Raw genomic sequence first — 17,682 nt, 5'->3', positions numbered from 1 at the left:
CTGGGCTCGCCGGGATGGGCGACCTGATCCTGACGTGCACGGGCGGGCTCAGCCGCAATCGCCACGTGGGCATGAAGCTCGGCGAGGGGCAGACGCTGAAGGCGATCCTGGCCGACATGAAGATGGTCGCCGAGGGCGTCGAGACGTCGCGCGCCGCGCACGATCTCGCGCTGCGCGAGGGCATCGAGATGCCGATCGTCACGGAGGTCTACCGCGTCATGTTCGAGGACAAGCCGGCCCGCGACGCGGTGCGCGCGCTCATGGTGCGCGAGCCGAAGCCGGAGCAGTGGCAATGACCGATCCGATCGCGCAGCGCGAGTACTACTCGATCGGCGAGGTCTGCGACCTGGTCGACCTGAAGCCGCACGTGCTGCGCTACTGGGAGACGCAGTTCGCGGCGCTCAGCCCGCCGAAGAACCGCGCCGGCAACCGCGTCTACCGCCAGCGCGACATGGAGCTGATCGCGCTGATCCAGCACCTGGTCCGCGACGAGCGCTACACCATCGAGGGCGCCCGCGCGCGCATCGAGGAGCTGAAGCAGGAGGGCGCCGCCGCCGACGTGGCCGCCCAGGCGCTGGAGCGCAGCTTCGTGCGCTCGCTCCGCGCCGAGCTCGAGGAGCTGCTGGAGATCCTCACCCCGCCGTCGGGCTGACTCGCCGGGCACCGGGGCGAGCTGCGCCGCGCGCTACCGCACCATCCAGCCCGGCGCGAAGCCGCCGCTGCATTGAACAAAGCCCGCCTTCGCGTTGCGAAGGCGGGCTTCTCGTCATCCGACCACTGCTCCGCGCCGGGATTCAGCGCGATCGATCCGTCAGCAGTACTGCGGATACTGGGTGGGGCAGGCCTCAGGGCTGTAGGTCGGATCGCAATTCGGGGTGCAGAGGCCCGTCTGGCAGGCATCGTAGGCCGAGCCGCAGTTGGGGCCGGCCTGCGTGCCGGCGTGGGCCGCCACGGTGCCGCGCGCGGCGCTCGCCGCCGGAATCGCGAAGCTCTGCACCTCGAGGGTCTCCATCTCCAGCTTGATCTTCCGCATCTCTCGCCATCCGGTGTGGGTCCATGGGCGCCGGCCATTCCGCCGCCTCGGCTGCCGGCGGAGGCAATTTCCTCGCCGGACAACGGCTGAAAACGTATGTTTTAACCACGCTGCGCGCAACCTGTCCCGGAGTGACAATCTACAGTGAACACTGTAGATACCGACTGCTACGCCTCATCCATCAGTTGGAAGGAACCGTGAAAAATTGTGCGAATACATTCGGTCCCGCCTCTTCGCTCCGCCGCTGGGCGCGACGCGATCGTCCCCGGCGGCAGGTCCACGGCTCGGCCGGGCTGTCCGGTATACGCGCATCGCCGCGCATAGTTCTCCGCCCAGCGTCGGGGTGACTCGCGCCCGGCGGGTGGAGCCGGTATCATCAGACCCGCCGGAGCGGAGTCCTGCCTGGTCCCGGCGCTCCCCGCGGCCGCGCGAACCACGCTTCCGGTCCAAACCCCATTCGAGCAGGTAGATGCTGATCCTCTGCACGAACGACGACGGCTATCTGGCGCGCGGGCTGCGCGTGCTGGCCGACGCGGCGCGCGCGCTGGGCGACGTGCACGTGGTGGCGCCCGACCGCGAGCAGAGCGCCACCAGCCACTCGCTGACCATGCACGTGCCCATCCGCGCGCGCGGCGTGGGCGATCAGACGCACTCGGTGACGGGAACGCCCACCGACTGCGTGTTCCTGGGCATCCAGGAGCTGCTGCCGGGGCGCCCCGACTTCGTGCTGAGCGGGGTGAACCACGGGATGAACATGGGCGAGGACGTGCTCTACTCGGGCACCGTGTCGGCCGCGATGGAGGCCACGGTGTTCGGCATCCCCGCCGTCGCCATCAGCTACGCCGGGCGGTACGACGTGGAGCACCTGGAGGCGTACGGGCCGCTGCTGGCACGGCTGCTGGGCCGGATCCTGGCGCGCGACGGCTTTCCGCGCGAGACGCTGCTGAACGTCAACCTCCCGCCCATCGAGCCATCACAGGTGAAGGGGGTGCGGGTGACGAAGCTGGGGCGGCGCGTGTTCAGCGACGCGTACATGCGCGGAAAGGACCCCAGCGGGCGGCCGTACTACTGGATCGGCGGCGGGTCGATCGAGTGGGCGGCGGAGGAGGGGACGGACTTCCACGCCGTGGACGCCGGCTACGTGTCGGTGACGCCGCTGCACCTGGACCTGACCAACCACGCGCTGATCGAGGGCGTGGGGGGATGGGGGCTGGGGATATGACCGACCGCTTCACGGCGCAGCGGCGCGGGCTGATCAACCGCATGCAGGAGCGCGGGATCCGCGACCTGAACGTGCTGCGCGCGTTCGACCTCGTCCCCCGCCACCTGTTCGTCCCCCACGCCGTGAGCCACCGCGCGTACGAGGACAGCGCGCTCCCCATCGGCTTCGGGCAGACGGCCAGCCAGCCGTCGCTGCAGGCGATGTACATGCAGCTGCTGGAGATCGGCCGCAACGACCGGGTGCTGGAGATCGGCACCGGCTCGGGCTTCCAGACGGCGGTGCTGGCCCAGCTGGCCGACCGCGTGTACTCGGTGGAGCGCATCCGCGACCTGGCCACGCGCGCGCGGGAGGCGCTGGACGGCATGCGCATCTCCAACGTGGCGATCCTGGTCGGCGACGGCACCATCGGCTGGAGCCGCTACGCGCCGTACGACGCCATCCTCGTCGCCGCCGGCGGCCCCGACATCCCCCAGCCGCTGCTGGAGCAGTTGGCGGACGGCGGGCGGATGCTCGTCCCCGTCGGCACGCGCGAGTCGCAGCGGCTGGTGCTGGTAAGGAGACTCGGCGACCGCTTTCAGAGCGAGGACGTGGGCGACGTCACCTTCGTCCCCCTGCTGGGGCGATTCGGGTGGGTGGACGAGCGGGTGGGAGGATGAGGATCGGGCGCTCGTCGGGCGGCTGAAGCCGTGGCAGAAGCCTCGCAAACCGCGAGGCCTCAACGGCTTGGAACCGGCGGACGGGGAAGGTGATCGCCTGTCGCACGGATGCCGGATCCGCAGCCTGCGCAGCAGGCTTTCCAAGGTTCCAGCCGCGGGTTTACCCGCCCGTGGGATACCGGCGGCTGACGCTCTCCGAAGTGGCGATCCGCTGTCCAAAAGCGACTTGAATCGGGCGCAAACGGTTCGGATTCGTTGACTTCCGGCGGGTTGAGCCGTACGTTCCCCTCACAGTTCACACCCCCCGATCTTTCCAGCCCAACGCCCCGGACGCCCGATGAGCGACCAGCCCGGCATTCCCGCGATCACCGTCTTCCCTCCCTTCAATCCTACCCCGCGCCAGCCCGAGCCCGCATCCGAGCCCGTCCGCGACCAGGCTCCGGCCGTGAGCGAGCCCGAGGCGGCGCACGAGGAAGAGCCGCAGCCGCAGGCGCCGGTGTGGGACGCCGCCGCGCCCGCCACGCCGATGCCGTGGGACTTCGAGGCGCCCACGCCCGAGGAGCAGCCCGCCGCCGCGGACGAGCCGGCCGCGGTGGGCGACGAGGAAGACGACCTCCCCTGGCTGGAGGTGCCCACCGCGCCCGAGGGCCAGGCGGGGGAGGAGATCAAGGCCGACGACGCGCCCAACTGGATGGACTGGGTGCGCACCGAGGACGCGGAGCCGCAGCCGTTCGAGGCGGCCGACGAGGGCGCCACGCCGATCGAGGAGTTGGCGGAAGACGCGCAGCCCTGGGCGCCCGAGGTGGAGACGGCCGCCGACCCCTGGCAGGAGCCCGCCGACGCGTGGAAGGCGCCCGAGGCCGAGGGCGGCGACGAGCCGTGGCAGTCGCCCGCCCCGGCCGACGAGGACGCGTCGCGCGAGCCCGACTTCCACCTGACGCAGCCCGCCGAGCCCGAGGCCGAGTTCGACCTCCCCGAGCCGGAGCTGTACGACCTGCCGGACGTCACCCCATCCGCCTCTACCGCGGAAGCGGAGGCGGAGCCCGCGTGGGAGCTGCCCGCGGCCGACGTGCACGCGGGGTCCGACATGCCGCCCGCGTGGGAGTCGTTCGGCGGCGCGGGGCCGGCCGCAGAGGAGCCGGCGTGGGCCGCGCCCGAGGCGCTGAACGAGCCCACGCCCGCCGCGCAGCCGCCCGCGGCGGGCACCGGGGCGGCGGGCGCGTTCGCCGACGTGGCGGACCGGCTGCAGGCCATCGCCGATGCGCTGCGCAGCGACCCCGCCGGGTTCATGGCCGGCGCGCAGGGCGGGGGAGACCCGCTGGGGCTGCTGGTCGCCGGCTTCGTGCTGGGCTACAACGCGCGGCAGGGCGGCGGCTCCTGAGCCGACTGCGCGTGGGGAGACAGACGAAGGCCCGCCTGGGATTCAGGCGGGCCTTCGTGTCCCATGGTGAAACGACAGCAGCACGCGTCAGCAGGGCCGGCTACCGGGGCACACACAGTCGCTCACGTCCTGGCTGACCTGGCATGGGCAGACCAGCGTCTCGCAGGTCGCGTGTTCGCTCGGCGCGTGCGCCTTCACGGTGCCTGCCTCTCCGTGCCCCGTAGCCGCAGCGAACGACTCCACCTGCAGCTCGTCCACGTCCAGCCGGATCTTCTTCATCGCGACCTCCCTCGCTGGGTCAACAGGGATGACGGCGCAAAAGTGGCGCGCCTGTCGGCCGCGAATCTGGTGCCGCGCAGACCGCAGCCCGGCTTCCCCGAACCGGCCCTGCTGCACGTCGCCGGCTTCGTGCCCGGGGTACGGTGCGCGGCACGGCGGCAACTCCCGGGGTCGGCCCCGGTCGAAAGCCGACGCCCGCGGGCGGGATCTCCCTCGAACCGGGGAGCGCATCACCCACGCTCGCTGGGACGTGATCTCCCCCAACGAGCGCGCGATGCGGCTGGTTACGAGGTGCGGTCCGGAAGCGCCATCGGAGTTCTCCGGAATTCGTAAAAAGTCTCAGCGTCGGACCGCTGGTTGACAGCTTCCTCCTTCTCACGCATAATCCGGGGCCACGACGTCGAGAGAACGTCGTAAGATGTGTGTAGATGGAACAGCCGGGACCGGTCTCTCCTGGAGACCCTCCCGGTTGCCTGCTCCGAGGCTGGTCCGGGTGGAAACCTGATCCTGAGGAGATCGCACGTTGCCCCGGCATTTCACATCCCGTCTGTGCTCGGCTGTACGTGGCCGGCTCCGGTCACGCGGAGCCGCGACACCGGTTCTTTCCCTCCCACCATCCCTATCCGCCCCACCACGCCTCCTGTCCCTCGCTGAGAGGCGATTGCCGTAGCCAGCTGCATCGGGCGTTCGCCGGGCCGCAGGGGACCAGCCGAATGGCCGTCTCCAACGTCCCCGTCTCCTGCCGTACCTCGAAAGCGCTTCGCCGGCCAGGCGGCGCGACAGGTCAGCTGTGAGGATGCCGGCGGATGGGGCCGCCGGCTCGACGACGGACTGCACCCTGTGTTCGATTCCAGGCGCGTTCGGCTCGGCCGGAGCGAACCGCCGGACCGGGAGCCCGCTCCCCGCAGCACCCCGGGCGGCGAGGTGGAAGCGCCGGGACGGAGAGATCCAATCCAACCAGCTCCAAAAGGTGATGAAGACAGCCCATCTGGTGGGAGATTCGCCGACGATCCGCCGCACCTGGAAGCTCATCCTGCAGGTGGCGCAGACGGACGTGCGGGTGCTCGTCACCGGCGAGAGCGGCACCGGCAAGGAGGTGGTCGCGCGCCTCATCCACCTCAACTCGCCGCGCGCCAACCGTCCGTTCGTGGCCATCAACTGCGCCGCGCTGACGGAGGGGGTGGTCGAGTCCGAGCTGTTCGGGCACGAGAAGGGGGCGTTCACGGGGGCGCTCTTCGCGCGCCCCGGGTGCTTCGAGCAGGCCCACACCGGCACGCTCCTGCTCGACGAGGTGACCGAGATCCGGCCGCACATCCAGGCCAAGCTCCTGCGCGTCCTGCAGGAGTCGCGGGTGCGCCGGGTGGGCGGATCCACCGACCGCGAGGTGGACGCGCGCGTGATCGCCGCGTCGAACCGCAACGCGAAGCACGCCGTCTCGAGCGACATCCTGCGCGAGGACCTGTACTACCGCCTCCGCGTGGTGGAGATCGAGCTGCCGCCGCTGCGCGAGCGGAAGGAGGACATCCCCGCGCTCATCATGCACTTCCTCTCCATCTTCGCGCGGTCGGTGCGGCCGAACCTGCACCACATCGACCCCGTGGCGCTGGAGCTGATGCTGGCGTACGAGTGGCCGGGGAACGTGCGCGAGCTGGAGAACGTGATCATGCGCGCGGTGGTCCTGGCCTCGCCCGACGAGAGCGAGCTGCTCCCGCACCACCTGCCCTCGGAGCTGACCGGAGACCAGGCGCCCGAGCCCGAGATGGTGCCCGTCGACTCGAACCTGGACCTGACCTCGGCGATGCGGCGGCTGCGGAAGTTCTACGCCGAAGAGGCGCTGCGCCGCACCAACGGGAGCAAGGTCGAGGCGGCCCGCCTCCTCGGGATCAGCCGCCGGGCCTTGTACGACATTCTGTAGACCCTGTACACCTTTCGGACGGGGGCGTGCAAATCTCCGCGCACCGCCCCCGGCGATGTGAAGCAGACTTCACACGCGGGGACCGGCCCGATGCCCCTCCGAAGTCCGTAAGTCCCGCCGTACCAAGTACGTATCCGAGAAACATCTGCTTGCATCCGGCTGGCCCGCCGCATGCAAGTATCTATACGCAACGACGTACGACATACCGACCTGTTTCGTCCCATTCGGTCGGGTAGTCTCCCGGAAGCCGACGGACGCGAGCCGCGTCCAACGGCTGGCCGGGCGCGGCCGAGAGGCCGCTGATCACATCTGTTTCCCGAGCTCGCGACGTCCCGCCCCACCGCGTACAGCGGCGCGCGCACGGCCGCGGAGATCCTTCCGCGTCGTGGGTGCTTTCGCACACCATGCGGCCGGTTTCCGAGTGTTCAGGAACGTGACGAGATCTTTATCGTCACTCGAAGACCCTAAAGGAGGCCAGTGAAACTCGGAGAGGTTCTCGATCTCGAGCGGGAGCGGCGCGGGCTGAGCCCCGGCGAGGCGGCGGCCCGGCTCGGGCTCGCCCCCGACGCATACCAGGCGCTGGTCGGCGGAGCGTCCGAAGCGGAAGCCTGGGGGCCGCTGCTCGCCGGGATCGCGATCCAGCTCGGCGTGCCGACGGCACGGCTCGTCGCCGGCTCGGGGCGCGCCGCCGATGCCCGGCCGGGCGAGGTCGGCGGCCTGATCCGCCGCCACCGCGAGCAGCGGGCACGTTCCGCCGGCGAGATGGCCGCGGCGCTGGGCCTGGCTCCCGACGAGTACGAGGCGATCGAAGCCGGCGAATCGCCGCTGGAGACGTGGGGGCCGCTCCTTCTCACCTTCGCCGAGATGGTCGGGGAGCCGCTCTTCGACCTGTTCCATCCCCGCGGGATCGCGCTCGGCGTGCTGGACGCGGAGGTCCTGCGCGGCGAGCGGCTGGCGGGCGTGGTGACCGAGACGACTTCGGAGGAAGGAGACGCGTGGCAGAGCAGCCTGTGATCGAGGCGGTGCGGGCCGGCGACGCCGCGGCGGTCGAGCGGGCGCTGGCCGCCGGCGCGAGCGTGGACGAGCGCGACGAGCGCGGGTGGACGCCGCTGTGCTGGGCGGCCGGCCGCGGCGAGGCCGCGCTGGTGCGCCTGCTGGTCGACCGCGGCGCCGACGTCACCCTCCGCGGCACGGACGAGCGCACGCCACTGATGATCGCCAGGGCGGCCAGCCGCGCGGAGGCGGCGGAGATCCTTGCGGCGGCCGAGAAGGCGCGCGGCGTGTGGCAGGACCCCGGCGAGGCGCGCAGGCACTGCAAGGCGTATCGCGTGAGCGATCTCCGCGGCTTCGACGGCTGGTCGGAGCACCGCGCGCCGGCGCAGAACGAGGGGGATGTCCTCTCCGACGAGGACGTCGTCTTCCTCCACCAGGACCTTTCCGTGACGCGCTCGGTCTGGCCGGGCGAGCAGGTGGTCTTCGCCGGCGGGACGGAGGAGTGGCGGAGCTACTGCGAGCAGGCGCTGGGCTTCGCCCCGTCCGCGGGCCCCGGTTGAGCGCCTCCTCCCTGCCCGCCGCGGCGGGCGCGAACCCCTGCGCGACCTGTCCCGGCGCCTGCGCCCGCATGGGGTCGGCGACGCGCGGCATCACCCTGTGCACGAACGGAGCACCCCTGATGTCCACCACGATGACGGACGGCGACCTCACGGTCCTCGCCGGCGCCGACGTGACCTCCGCCCTCGACGGCCGCGAGGCGGAGATCCTGGACGCGGTGAGCGCCGCGTACCAGGCCCATGCCCTGGGCCAGACGTCGCTGCCGCACTCCACCTTCCTGCGCTTCCCGCACGGCCCGCGCGACCGCATCATCGCGCTCCCGGCATACCTGGGCGGCGAGTCGCCGGTCGCCGGCGTGAAGTGGATCGCCTCGTTCCCCGGCAACCTGCAGCGCGACCTGCCGCGGGCGTCGGCGGTGATGGTGCTGAACTCGGCCGAGACCGGGCGCGCCGAGACCATCCTCGAGGCGTCGATGATCAGCGCCAAGCGCACCGCGGCGAGTGCCGCGCTCGCGGCCCGGCACCTGTGCGATCCCGGGAGCGAGGGGCCGACGGGGATGGTCGGGTGCGGCCCGATCAACCTCGAGGTGGTCCGCTTCCTGGCGGCCGCCGGCGTCGGCTCGCGGCGGATCCGCGCCTTCGACCTCGATCCGGCCCGCGCCGAGGCGTTCCGTGAGCGCTGCCGCGAGGAGGTGGACGGCGTGGAGGTGGAGGTGGTGGCGACGCTGGACGAGGTGCTCGCTACCTGTCCCCTGGTCTCGATGGCCACGACCGCCGGCGTGCCGCACATCTTCGACCTGTCGATGTGCCCCCCGGGCGCGGTGATCCTGCACGTCTCCCTCCGCGACCTCTCCCCGGAGATCATCCTTTCCGCCTACAACGTGGTCGACGACGTGGACCACGTGTGCCGCGCGGAGACCTCGATCCACCTGGCCGCACAGAAGGCGGGGGACGTGGGCTTCGTGAGCTGCACGCTGGGCGACATCCTGCTCGGCCGCGACGTCCCGCCTCGCGACCCCGGGCAGGTGGCCGTCTTCAGCCCGTTCGGGCTCGGCATGCTCGACCTCGCCGTCGCGCAGCTCGCCCGGGAGCACGCCCGCGGGCGGGGCGTGACGGTGCCCGCGTTCGCCGCCGCGTGAGCGGCGTCGCGCCGGCCCGGATGGAGGCCGGCGCGAATCCCTGTCCCCGAACCCATCTGCCGTAACGGCAATCCACGGAGGAGACGATGTCCGACAGCGGGAACGAAGACCTGCGGCAGTACAGCGTGGTGATGAACGACGAGGAGCAGTACTCCATCTGGCTGGCCGAGCGCGAGCTCCCCGCGGGGTGGAGGGCGGTGGGCAGGCAGGGCACCAAGGACGAATGCCTGCGGCACATCGACGAGGTCTGGACCGACATGCGCCCGCTCAGTCTGCGCAGGAAGATGGAAGGGACCGCAGCCGTCTCGTAGAGCCACCGCGGGGCGTGCCCGCCCCGCCAACCCGAGATCCATAGTGCACGCGACGACCGCTCCAGCGGACACGATCCCGCTGTGGCTTCCCTATCGACGTCCCTGCGCCGACCCGGCGCTGCGCCTGTTCTGCTTCCCGTACGCGGGCGGCCTGGCCTCGGCGTACCGCGCCTGGCAGGCAGATCTGCCCGCGGAGGTGGACGTGTGCGCCGTGCAGCTGCCCGGGCGTGAGACGCACTGGGCGCAGCCGGCGTTCACCTCGCTCCCGCGCCTCCTCGACACGCTCGAGGAGGTGCTGGAGCCGCTCCTCGACCGGCCGTACGCGCTGGCCGGGCACAGCATGGGGGGGCTGATCGCCTTCGAGCTGGCGCGGCGTCTCCAGGCGCGCCGGCCGCCGGTGCACGTGTTCGTCTCGGGGACGCGGGCGCCGCACCTTCCCGACCCGCGCGGGCCCCGCCACGCGCTCCCGCACGACGCGCTGATCCAGGAGCTGCGCGAGATCGGCGGAACGCCGAAGGAGGTGCTGGAGCACGCGGAGCTGATGGAGCTGGTGCTGCCGCTGGTGCGGGCCGACCTGGAGCTGAACGACACGCACGTGCACGTCCCCGGCCCCCCGCTCGACTGCCCGCTGTCGGTGTTCGGCGGGGTGCACGACCGCATCGTGCCGGCCGAGGCCGTGGAAGGGTGGCGGGCGTACACCTGCGGCGGTTTCCGCGCGCGCATGCTCGAGGGCGACCACTTCTTCCTCCACACCCACCACGCCGAGCTCATGGGCGAGGTGCTGCGCGACCTGCGCGGCCATCTCCGCGGCGATTCGCACCAACCCGAAGCGTGGAGCCGATGAGCGAGCAGAGAAGCCTGGTCGACGTGGTGGAAGCGCGCGCGGCCGAGCGGCCGGGCGAGACGGTCTACACCTTCGTGGAGGAGACGGGGAGCGAGGGCGCGAGCGTCACCTGGCGCGACCTCGACCGCACGGCGCGCGCGATCGGCGCCCGCCTGCAGGCCGCCGGCGCGAGCGGCCAGCGGGCGGTCCTGATCTACCCGCCGGGGCTGGACTTCATCTCCGCCTTCCTGGGGTGCCTGTACGGGGGGACGACCGCGGTGCCGGTCCATCCGCCCCGGCGCGGCAAGCCCGATCCGCGGCTGGCGGCGATCGTGGCCGACGCGCGGCCGGCCGTGGTGCTCACCACGCGCGCCATGCGCGAGCAGGTGGAGGCCTGGGCGGCGCAGGCGGGCGCCCGCATTGCCGTCATCGCCAGCGACGACCTGGCGGACGGCGAGGGCGACGGGTGGCGGCCGGTGCGGCCGGCGCACGACCGCCTGGCCTTCCTGCAGTACACCTCGGGCTCCACCGCCACGCCCAAGGGGGTGATGGTGACGCACGGCAACCTCCTGCATAACGAGGAGGCGATCCGCCGCGCGTTCGGCCAGTCGGAGCAGTCGGTGATCGTGAGCTGGCTCCCGCTCTACCACGACATGGGGCTGATCGGGGGCGTGCTGCAGCCGCTGTACGCCGGCGCGCGGTGCGTGCTGATGTCGCCGCTCACCTTCCTGCAGACGCCGCTGCGCTGGCTCGAGGCCATCTCCCGCTACCGGGGGACGACCAGCGGCGGGCCCAACTTCGCCTACGAGCTCTGCATCCGTAAGGTGGGCGAGGAGGAGCGCGCGCGCCTCGACCTGTCGAGCTGGAACGTGGCCTTCAACGGCGCCGAGCCGGTGCGCGCCGACACGCTGCGGCGCTTTGCCGAGGCGTTCGCGCCGGCGGGGTTCGACGGCGGCGCCTTCCGGCCCTGCTACGGGCTGGCCGAGGCCACGCTGCTCGTCTCCGCCTACCGCGCGGGGCGCCCGGCGACGGCGGACGTCTCCGCCGCCGGCCTGGAGCGCGGCGAGGCCGCGGCGGCCGAGGCAAGCGCCGGCGAGGCCGCCCGGACGCTGGTGAGCTGCGGGCTCGCCGAGGCGGGGCACCGGGTGGTGATCGTCGATCCCGAGACGCGGTGGCCGTCGGCCCCCGGCCAGGTGGGCGAGATCTGGGTGTCGGGGCCCAGCGTGGCCGCGGGATACTGGAACCGGCCCGAGGCGAGCGAGGAGGTGTTCCGCGCGCGGCTGGCCGACGGCGGCGACGCGTCCGCCTTCCTGCGCACGGGCGACCTGGGGTTCGTGCGCGACGGCGACCTGTTCGTGGCCGGCCGGCTGAAGGACCTGATCATCGTCCGCGGCCGCAACCATCATCCGCACGACATCGAGCTGACGGCCGAGCGGGCGCACGCCTCGGTGCGGCCGGGCGCCGCGGCGGCGTTCGCGCTGGAGGTGGAGGGCGAGGAGCGGCTGGTGGTGGCGTGCGAGATCGAGCGCCATCCCAGCGACGACGCGGGGAGCGTGGCCGAGGCCGTGCGCCGCGCCGTCTCGGACGAGCACCAGCTGGCCGCGCACGACGTGGTGCTGCTGCGCGCCGGCACCCTCCCCAAGACGTCGAGCGGGAAGATCCGCCGGCACGCGTGCCGCCAGTCGTACGCGGCGGGCGAGTGGACGGAGATCGCGAGCACCCGCGCCGGCGCCGCGCCGGCCGGGGCGCGTCCGGCGTCCGCCGAGCGCGGCGGCGGCCTCCTGGCGCTGGTCCGCGACCTGGACGGCGACGCGCGGCTGGCCGTGGTCTCCTCCCTCTGCCGGCGCGAGGTGGCGCGGCTGGCGCGCGTGGAGACCTCGGCCATCGACCCGTCGGAGAGCCTGACGCGGCTGGGGGTGGAGTCGCTGGGCGCGGTGGAGCTGCTGCACACGGTGGAGCGCGAGCTGGGGATCTCCCTGCCGCTGGGCGAGCTGCTGCGCGGCCCGTCAGTGACGGAGGTGGCGCAGCTCATCGTGCGCGAGTTGGAGTCTCCGTCGCAGGATCGCCCGCTCCCCCGCCTGGATGCGGCGGCGGAGGCGCCGGCGGAGTACCCGCTGTCGTACGGGCAGCGCGCGCTCTGGTTCGTGCAGCGGCTGGCGCCGGAGAGCGGCGCGTACAACGTGGCGGCCGCGGCGCGCGTGCGCTCGGCGCTGGACGTGCCGGCGCTGCGCCGCGCCTGCGTGGCGCTGGTGGCGCGGCACCCGGCGCTGCGCAGCACCTTCCACGAGACGCCGGGCGACCCCGTCCAGCGCGTGTCCGGGGCGGCGGAGATCGACTTCCGCGTGGAGGACGCGGCCGGGTGGAGCGAGCCCGAGCTGGCCGCGCGCCTGGGCGCCGAGGCCGACCGGGCCTTCGACCTGGCGCGCGGGCCGCTCTTCCGCGTGGTCCTCTTCCGCGACGCGGAGGGAGGACACCGGCTGCTGGTCGTGGTGCACCACATCGTCACCGACTTCTGGACGATGCGCGTGCTCCTGGGCGAGCTGGCGGCGCTGTACGGCCAGGAGATCGGGGGCGCGCCCGCGGAGCTGGCGCCGCCGGCATTCTCCTTCGCCGGCCACGTGGCGGCGGAGCGTGAGCGCCTGGACGGGCCCGAGGGCGAGCGGCTCTGGGCGTACTGGAGCGAGCAGCTCCGCGGCGCGCCGCGGGAGCTGGAGCTGGCCACCGACCACCCCCGCGGCCGCACGCAGGGCTTCCGCGGCGCGTCGGAGTTCCTGCAGCTGCCGGCGGAGCTGTCGGAGGCCGTCCGCGCCTTCGCCCGGGCGCGCGGGGTGACGGCGCACGCGGTGCTGCTGGCGGCGTACCAGGTGCTCCTGCACCGCTATTCGGGACAGCGAGACCTGCTGGTGGGCGTCCCCGCGGCGGGGCGCACGGGGCCGGATTGGGCCGGCGTGGCCGGCTACTTCGTGAACCCCCTCCCCATCCGGGCGCGCTTCGACGGCGACCCGCGCTTCGACGAGGTGGTGGCGCAGGCGCAGGCGGCCACGGTCGCCGCGCTGGAGCACCAGTCGTATCCCTTTCCCCTGCTGGCGCAGCGCCTCCAGCCGGAGCGCGACCCTGCCCGGCCGCCGCTGGTGCAGGCGGTGTTCACCTGGCACGCGCCCGACGCCGACGCCGCGCTGGGCGCCTTCGCGCTGGGCGAGGCCGGCGCCGTGGCGCGGCTGGGCGGGCTGACGCTGGAGTCGATGCGGCTGGAGCGCGGCACGTCGTCGTTCGATCTGTCGCTGGGGATGAGCGAGCTGGGCGGACGCCTGATCGCCAGCCTGCAGTACGACGCCGACCTCTTCGAGCAGGGGACGGCGGCCGGCCTGCTCCGTCACCTCGAGCGGCTGCTCGCGGAGGCGACCGCGAACCCGGAGCGGCGCACCGGCGAGATCGACTTCCTCTCCGGCGCGGAGCGCGCGCGTCTGCTGGGCGAGTCGAGCCCCGTCACCCATCCGCACGCCTTCACCCACGAGCTGTTCGCGCGGCAGGCCGCGGCCACGCCGGAGCGCACGGCGCTGGTGCACGGCGGCCAGCGGGTGAGCTACGCGGAGCTGGACGCGCGCGCGAACCGGCTGGCGCACTGGCTCCGCGGGGCGGGCGCCGGGCCGGAGGTCCGCGTGGCCGTGCTGCTGGAGCGCACGCCGGAGATGGTGGCCGCGCTGCTGGCGGTGCTCAAGTCGGGCGCCGCGTACGTCCCCTTCGACGCCGCCAACCCGGCCGAGCGGCTGCGCTACATGCTGGAGGACGCGCGGGTCTCGCTCGTCCTCACCACCGCCGCGCTGGCGGAGCGCCTCCCCGAGACGGCGGCTCGCGTCGTCCATCTCGACACGCTCGGCGACGAGCTCGAGCGGCAGCCCGCGGACGCGCCGGAGAGCGGCGTCCGCCCGGAGAACCTGTCGCACGTCATCTTCACCTCCGGCTCCACCGGCCGTCCCAAGGGGGTGATGATCCGGCACTCCAGCGCCAGCGTGCTGCTGCACTGGATGCGCGACACCTTCACGGACGGGGAGCGCGGCTGCGCCCTCTTCTCCACCTCCATCACCTTCGACGTCTCGGTCGCGGAGATCTTCGGCACGCTGTGCTGGGGCGGGACCGGCGTGCTGGTGGAGAACGCGCTGGAGCTGGCGCGCGCCTCCGAGCCCGTCGTCTATGCCAGCATGGTACCCACCGCCGCGGCCGAGCTGCTGCGGACGGGCGGGATCCCCGCGAGCCTCCGCACGCTGAACCTGGGCGGCGAGCCCGTCCCCCCCGAGCTGGCGCAGGGGCTGTACGCGCTGGGGACGGTGGAGAAGGTGGGGAACGCGTACGGGCCCACCGAGGACACCACCTATACCAGCTTCTCGCTGATCCCCCCGGGCGCGTCGGAGGTGCGGGTCGGCCGGCCGCTGCCGGGGACGCGCGCGTACGTGCTGGACGCGAACCTCAGGCCGGTGCCGGTCGGCGTCGTGGGCGAGCTGTACCTCGCCGGCGAGGGGCTGTCGCGCGGCTACGCGGCGCGGCCGGCGCTCACGGCGGAGCGCTACCTCCCCGATCCGTTCGGGCCGGCCGGGTCGCGCATGTACCGGGTGATGGATCGCGTGCGGTGGCGCGCGGACGGCGAGCTGGAGTACTTCGGCCGCACCGACCAGCAGGTGAAGATCCGCGGCTTCCGCATCGAGCTGGGCGAGATCGGCACGGTGCTGGGGACGCATCCCGCGGTCGCCGAGGCCGTCGTCGTCGCCCGCCCGCACGCGGGTGACAAGCGGCTCGTGGCGTACGTGGTCGCGCAGCCCGGTGCGCCCGCCGATGCCGCCGAGCTGCGCGCGCACCTGGAGGCGCGGCTTCCCGCGTACATGGTGCCGGCGGAGTTCGTCTGGCTGGATCGGCTTCCGCTCACCGGCAGCGGCAAGATCGACCGCCTGGCGCTCCCCGAGCCGGAGTGGGGGCAGGCGGCGGCCGAGTCGTTCATCGCGCCGCGCACCCCCACCGAGGAGCTCCTGGCGGGGATCTACGCCGAGGTGCTGGGCGTGGAGCGGGTGGGCGTGCAGGACAGCTTCTTCGAGCTGGGCGGGCACAGCCTGCTGGCCACGCGCGTGGTCTCGCGCGTCCGCAACGTGCTGGGGGCGGAGCTGCCGCTCCCCGCCGTGTTCCAGAGCCCCACCGTCGAACGGCTGGCGGCGGCGCTGGAAGGCGCCCGCGCGTCCGATCTCCCCGCCGTGGTCCCCCTGCCGCACGCCGGCGAGGCGCCGCTGTCATTCGCGCAGGAGCGGCTCTGGTTCCTGGACCACCTGCAGCCGGGCGGATCGGAATACAACCTTCCGGCCGCGCTGCGTCTGCGCGGAGCGCTGGACGAGCGCGCGCTGGAGCAAAGCCTCGGGGAGCTGGTGCGGCGGCACGAGTCGCTGCGCACCACCTTCGCGTCCGCGGGTGGCGAGCCGGTGCAGGTGATCCACCCGGCGGGCGAGTGGGCGCTGGAGATCGAAGACCTTTCGAACCTCTCCGCGGATGAGCGGGAGACGGAGGCCGAGCGTCGCGCCCGCGACGAGGCGGAGCGCCCGTTCGACCTGGCCGCCGGCCCGCTGTTCCGCGCGCGGCTGCTGCGGCTGGGGGATGGCGATCACGTCCTGCTCCTCGTCATCCACCACGTGGTGTTCGACGGGTGGAGCACGGGGGTGATCCTGCGCGAGCTAGGCGCGTTGTACGCTGCCTTCGCGCAGGGTCTGCCCTCGCCGCTGGCGGAGCCGCGCCTGCAGTACGCCGACTACGCCGGGTGGCAGGGCGAGCACCTGAAGAGCGGGCGTCTGGACGCGCAGCTGGCCTGGTGGCGCGAGCGCCTCGCCGGTGCGCCGGCCGTGCTAGATCTCCCGACCGACCGTCCGCGCCCGAACGCGCCCAGCCACCGCGGCGCCGTGGAGCGCCTGGCGGTGCCGGCGGAGCTCGCGGCACAGCTGCGCGCTCTGGGTCGGACGGAGGGCGCCACGCCCTTCATGGTGCTGCTGGCGGCGTTCCAGCTCCTGCTGTCCCGGTACTCGGGGCAGGAGGACGTGGTGGTGGGCAGCCCCATAGCGGGCCGCACTCGCGCCGAGCTGGAGGGGCTGGTCGGCTTCTTCGTCAACACGCTGGCGCTGCGCACGGATCTCTCCGGCAACCCGTCGTTCCGCGAGTTGCTGGGGCGCGTGCGCGAGGTGACGCTGGGGGCGTACGCGCACCAGGAGCTGCCGTTCGAGCGGCTGGTGCAGGAGGTGGCGCCGGAGCGCAGCCTTGGCCACGCGCCGCTGTTCCAGGTGATGCTCACGCTGCAGAACGCGCCGCGCGAGGAGCTGAAGCTGGACGGCGTGGAGGTGGAGTGGCTGGAGATCGAGGACACGGCGGCCAAGTTCGACCTCTCGCTCTTCGCCGCCGAGTCGGGCGAGGCGCTGGATCTGTCGCTGCAGTACGCCACCGACCTGCTGGACGGCTCGACCGCGCGGCAGATGCTGCATCACCTGCACGCACTGCTGGCGGGCGCCGCGGCGCACCCCGACCGCCGCGTGTCGGAGCTGGAGATGCTCGGCGCGGAGGAGCGCGCGCAGCTCGTGAGCGAGTGGGCCGCCACTCCCTCCACCCATCCGCACGCCTTCACCCACGAGCTGTTCGCGCGGAAGGCCGCGGCTACGCCGGAGCGGACGGCGCTGGTGCACGGCACCGAGCGGGTGAGCTACGCCGAGCTGGACGCGCGCGCGAACCGGCTGGCGCACTGGCTCCGCGCGTCTGGCGCCGGGCCGGAGGTCCGCGTCGCCGTGCTGCTGGAGCGCACGCCGGAGCTGATCGTCTCGCTGCTGGGCGTCCTCAAGGCCGGTGCTGCCTACGTCCCGTTCGACGTCGCGAACCCGGCCGAGCGCCTGGCCTACATGATCGAGGACGCGCAGGTCTCGCTCGTCCTCACGACTTCAGCGCTCGCGGAACGTCTGCCTGAGTCCGCGGCCGCCATCGTCCGTCTGGACGCCATCGCCGCAGAGCTCGATCGGCAGCCCGCCGATGCGCCTGAGACTGGCGTGCGGCCGGAGAACCTTTCGCACGTCATCTTCACCTCCGGCTCCACCGGCCGTCCCAAGGGGGTGATGATCCGGCACTCCAGTGCCAGCGTCCTGCTGCACTGGATGCGGGAGACGGTGACGGACGCGGAGCGCACGTGCGCCCTCTTCTCCACCTCTACCAGCTTCGACGTCTCCGTCGCGGAGATCTTCGGCACGCTGTGCTGGGGCGGGACGGGCGTGCTGGTGGAGAACGCCCTCGAGCTGGCGGATGTCTCCGAGCCCGTCACCTACGCGAGCATGGTGCCCACCGCCGCGGCCGAGCTGCTGCGGATGGGT

At 72.9% G+C, this 17,682-nt stretch carries 14 protein-coding genes; 12 read left to right on the top strand and 2 right to left on the bottom strand.

The window, feature by feature from the left end; all coding sequences use genetic code 11:
• Together VF092_05585 and VF092_05580 are read left to right on the top strand one after the other, a co-directional pair.
• The coding region (locus VF092_05585) for an NAD(P)H-dependent glycerol-3-phosphate dehydrogenase (protein ID HEX6746749.1) at positions 1-296 on the top strand (296 nt) is incomplete at its 5' end.
• Positions 293-652 (top strand): MerR family transcriptional regulator, encoded by a 360-nt coding sequence (locus VF092_05580; GenBank protein ID HEX6746748.1) that lies wholly within the window; start codon positions 293-295, stop codon positions 650-652. The genes VF092_05585 and VF092_05580, both read left to right, overlap by 4 nt.
• A gap of 159 nt (positions 653-811) precedes the next feature.
• On the opposite strand, the gene VF092_05575 is transcribed toward VF092_05580, so the two are convergent.
• Entirely contained in the window at positions 812-1,033 is a 222-nt protein-coding gene (locus VF092_05575) for a hypothetical protein (protein HEX6746747.1), read from the bottom strand.
• A gap of 469 nt (positions 1,034-1,502) precedes the next feature.
• Between VF092_05575 and surE the strand changes: the two genes are divergently transcribed.
• From surE to VF092_05560, 3 genes are all read left to right on the top strand, one after another.
• Positions 1,503-2,255: a 5'/3'-nucleotidase SurE gene (gene surE, locus VF092_05570; GenBank protein ID HEX6746746.1), complete on the top strand. Its 753-nt coding sequence runs from the start codon at positions 1,503-1,505 to the stop codon at positions 2,253-2,255.
• Entirely contained in the window at positions 2,252-2,911 is a 660-nt protein-coding gene (locus tag VF092_05565; protein HEX6746745.1) for a protein-L-isoaspartate(D-aspartate) O-methyltransferase, read from the top strand. Before surE ends, VF092_05565 begins: the two co-directional genes overlap by 4 nt.
• A 337-nt stretch (positions 2,912-3,248) precedes the next feature.
• The gene (locus VF092_05560; protein ID HEX6746744.1) at positions 3,249-4,292 is read left to right on the top strand and encodes a hypothetical protein; all 1,044 of its coding nucleotides are present in this window, start codon (positions 3,249-3,251) and stop codon (positions 4,290-4,292) included.
• 87 nt (positions 4,293-4,379) lie between these two features.
• Here VF092_05560 and VF092_05555 read toward each other — a convergent pair whose 3' ends face one another.
• The gene (locus VF092_05555; GenBank protein ID HEX6746743.1) at positions 4,380-4,571 is read right to left on the bottom strand and encodes a hypothetical protein; all 192 of its coding nucleotides are present in this window, start codon (positions 4,569-4,571) and stop codon (positions 4,380-4,382) included.
• A 973-nt stretch (positions 4,572-5,544) separates the two neighbouring features.
• On the opposite strand from VF092_05555, the gene VF092_05550 reads away from it, so the two are divergent.
• From VF092_05550 to VF092_05520, 7 genes are all read left to right on the top strand, one after another.
• Positions 5,545-6,486 carry a sigma 54-interacting transcriptional regulator gene (locus VF092_05550; GenBank protein ID HEX6746742.1) on the top strand — a complete coding sequence of 314 codons (942 nt, stop codon included), beginning with the start codon at positions 5,545-5,547 and terminating at the stop codon, positions 6,484-6,486.
• A gap of 477 nt (positions 6,487-6,963) precedes the next feature.
• Positions 6,964-7,500 (top strand): hypothetical protein, encoded by a 537-nt coding sequence (locus VF092_05545; GenBank protein ID HEX6746741.1) that lies wholly within the window; start codon positions 6,964-6,966, stop codon positions 7,498-7,500.
• Positions 7,482-8,039 carry an ankyrin repeat domain-containing protein gene (locus VF092_05540; protein ID HEX6746740.1) on the top strand — a complete coding sequence of 186 codons (558 nt, stop codon included), beginning with the start codon at positions 7,482-7,484 and terminating at the stop codon, positions 8,037-8,039. Before VF092_05545 ends, VF092_05540 begins: the two co-directional genes overlap by 19 nt.
• 119 nt (positions 8,040-8,158) lie before the next feature.
• Positions 8,159-9,175 (top strand): 2,3-diaminopropionate biosynthesis protein SbnB, encoded by a 1,017-nt coding sequence (gene sbnB / locus VF092_05535; protein HEX6746739.1) that lies wholly within the window; start codon positions 8,159-8,161, stop codon positions 9,173-9,175.
• 86 nt (positions 9,176-9,261) lie between these two features.
• Complete coding sequence (locus tag VF092_05530; protein ID HEX6746738.1) at positions 9,262-9,486, top strand: MbtH family NRPS accessory protein; 225 nt, start codon at positions 9,262-9,264, stop codon at positions 9,484-9,486.
• Between the two features lie 43 nt (positions 9,487-9,529).
• Complete coding sequence (locus VF092_05525) at positions 9,530-10,330, top strand: alpha/beta fold hydrolase (protein ID HEX6746737.1); 801 nt, start codon at positions 9,530-9,532, stop codon at positions 10,328-10,330.
• Positions 10,327-17,682 (top strand): amino acid adenylation domain-containing protein (locus VF092_05520; GenBank protein HEX6746736.1); only part of this gene is annotated, 7,356 nt, incomplete at its 3' end. The genes VF092_05525 and VF092_05520, both read left to right, overlap by 4 nt.

This window comes from Longimicrobium sp. (assembly GCA_036377595.1).
Classification (GTDB): domain Bacteria; phylum Gemmatimonadota; class Gemmatimonadetes; order Longimicrobiales; family Longimicrobiaceae; genus Longimicrobium.
This window is presented reverse-complemented; position numbering and strand designations above follow the sequence as displayed.

What these genes read in the sequence shown, in the direction of transcription:
- VF092_05580 (HEX6746748.1), top strand. Translation starts at nt 293, where the DNA reads ATGACCGATCCGATCGCGCAGCGCGAGTACTACTCGATCGGCGAGGTC.
- VF092_05555 (HEX6746743.1), bottom strand. Translation starts at nt 4,571, where the DNA reads ATGAAGAAGATCCGGCTGGACGTGGACGAGCTGCAGGTGGAGTCGTTC.
- VF092_05550 (HEX6746742.1), top strand. Translation starts at nt 5,545, where the DNA reads ATGAAGACAGCCCATCTGGTGGGAGATTCGCCGACGATCCGCCGCACC.
- VF092_05560 (HEX6746744.1), top strand. Translation starts at nt 3,249, where the DNA reads ATGAGCGACCAGCCCGGCATTCCCGCGATCACCGTCTTCCCTCCCTTC.
- VF092_05530 (HEX6746738.1), top strand. Translation starts at nt 9,262, where the DNA reads ATGTCCGACAGCGGGAACGAAGACCTGCGGCAGTACAGCGTGGTGATG.
- VF092_05565 (HEX6746745.1), top strand. Translation starts at nt 2,252, where the DNA reads ATGACCGACCGCTTCACGGCGCAGCGGCGCGGGCTGATCAACCGCATG.
- surE (HEX6746746.1), top strand. Translation starts at nt 1,503, where the DNA reads ATGCTGATCCTCTGCACGAACGACGACGGCTATCTGGCGCGCGGGCTG.
- sbnB (HEX6746739.1), top strand. Translation starts at nt 8,159, where the DNA reads ATGTCCACCACGATGACGGACGGCGACCTCACGGTCCTCGCCGGCGCC.
- VF092_05575 (HEX6746747.1), bottom strand. Translation starts at nt 1,033, where the DNA reads ATGCGGAAGATCAAGCTGGAGATGGAGACCCTCGAGGTGCAGAGCTTC.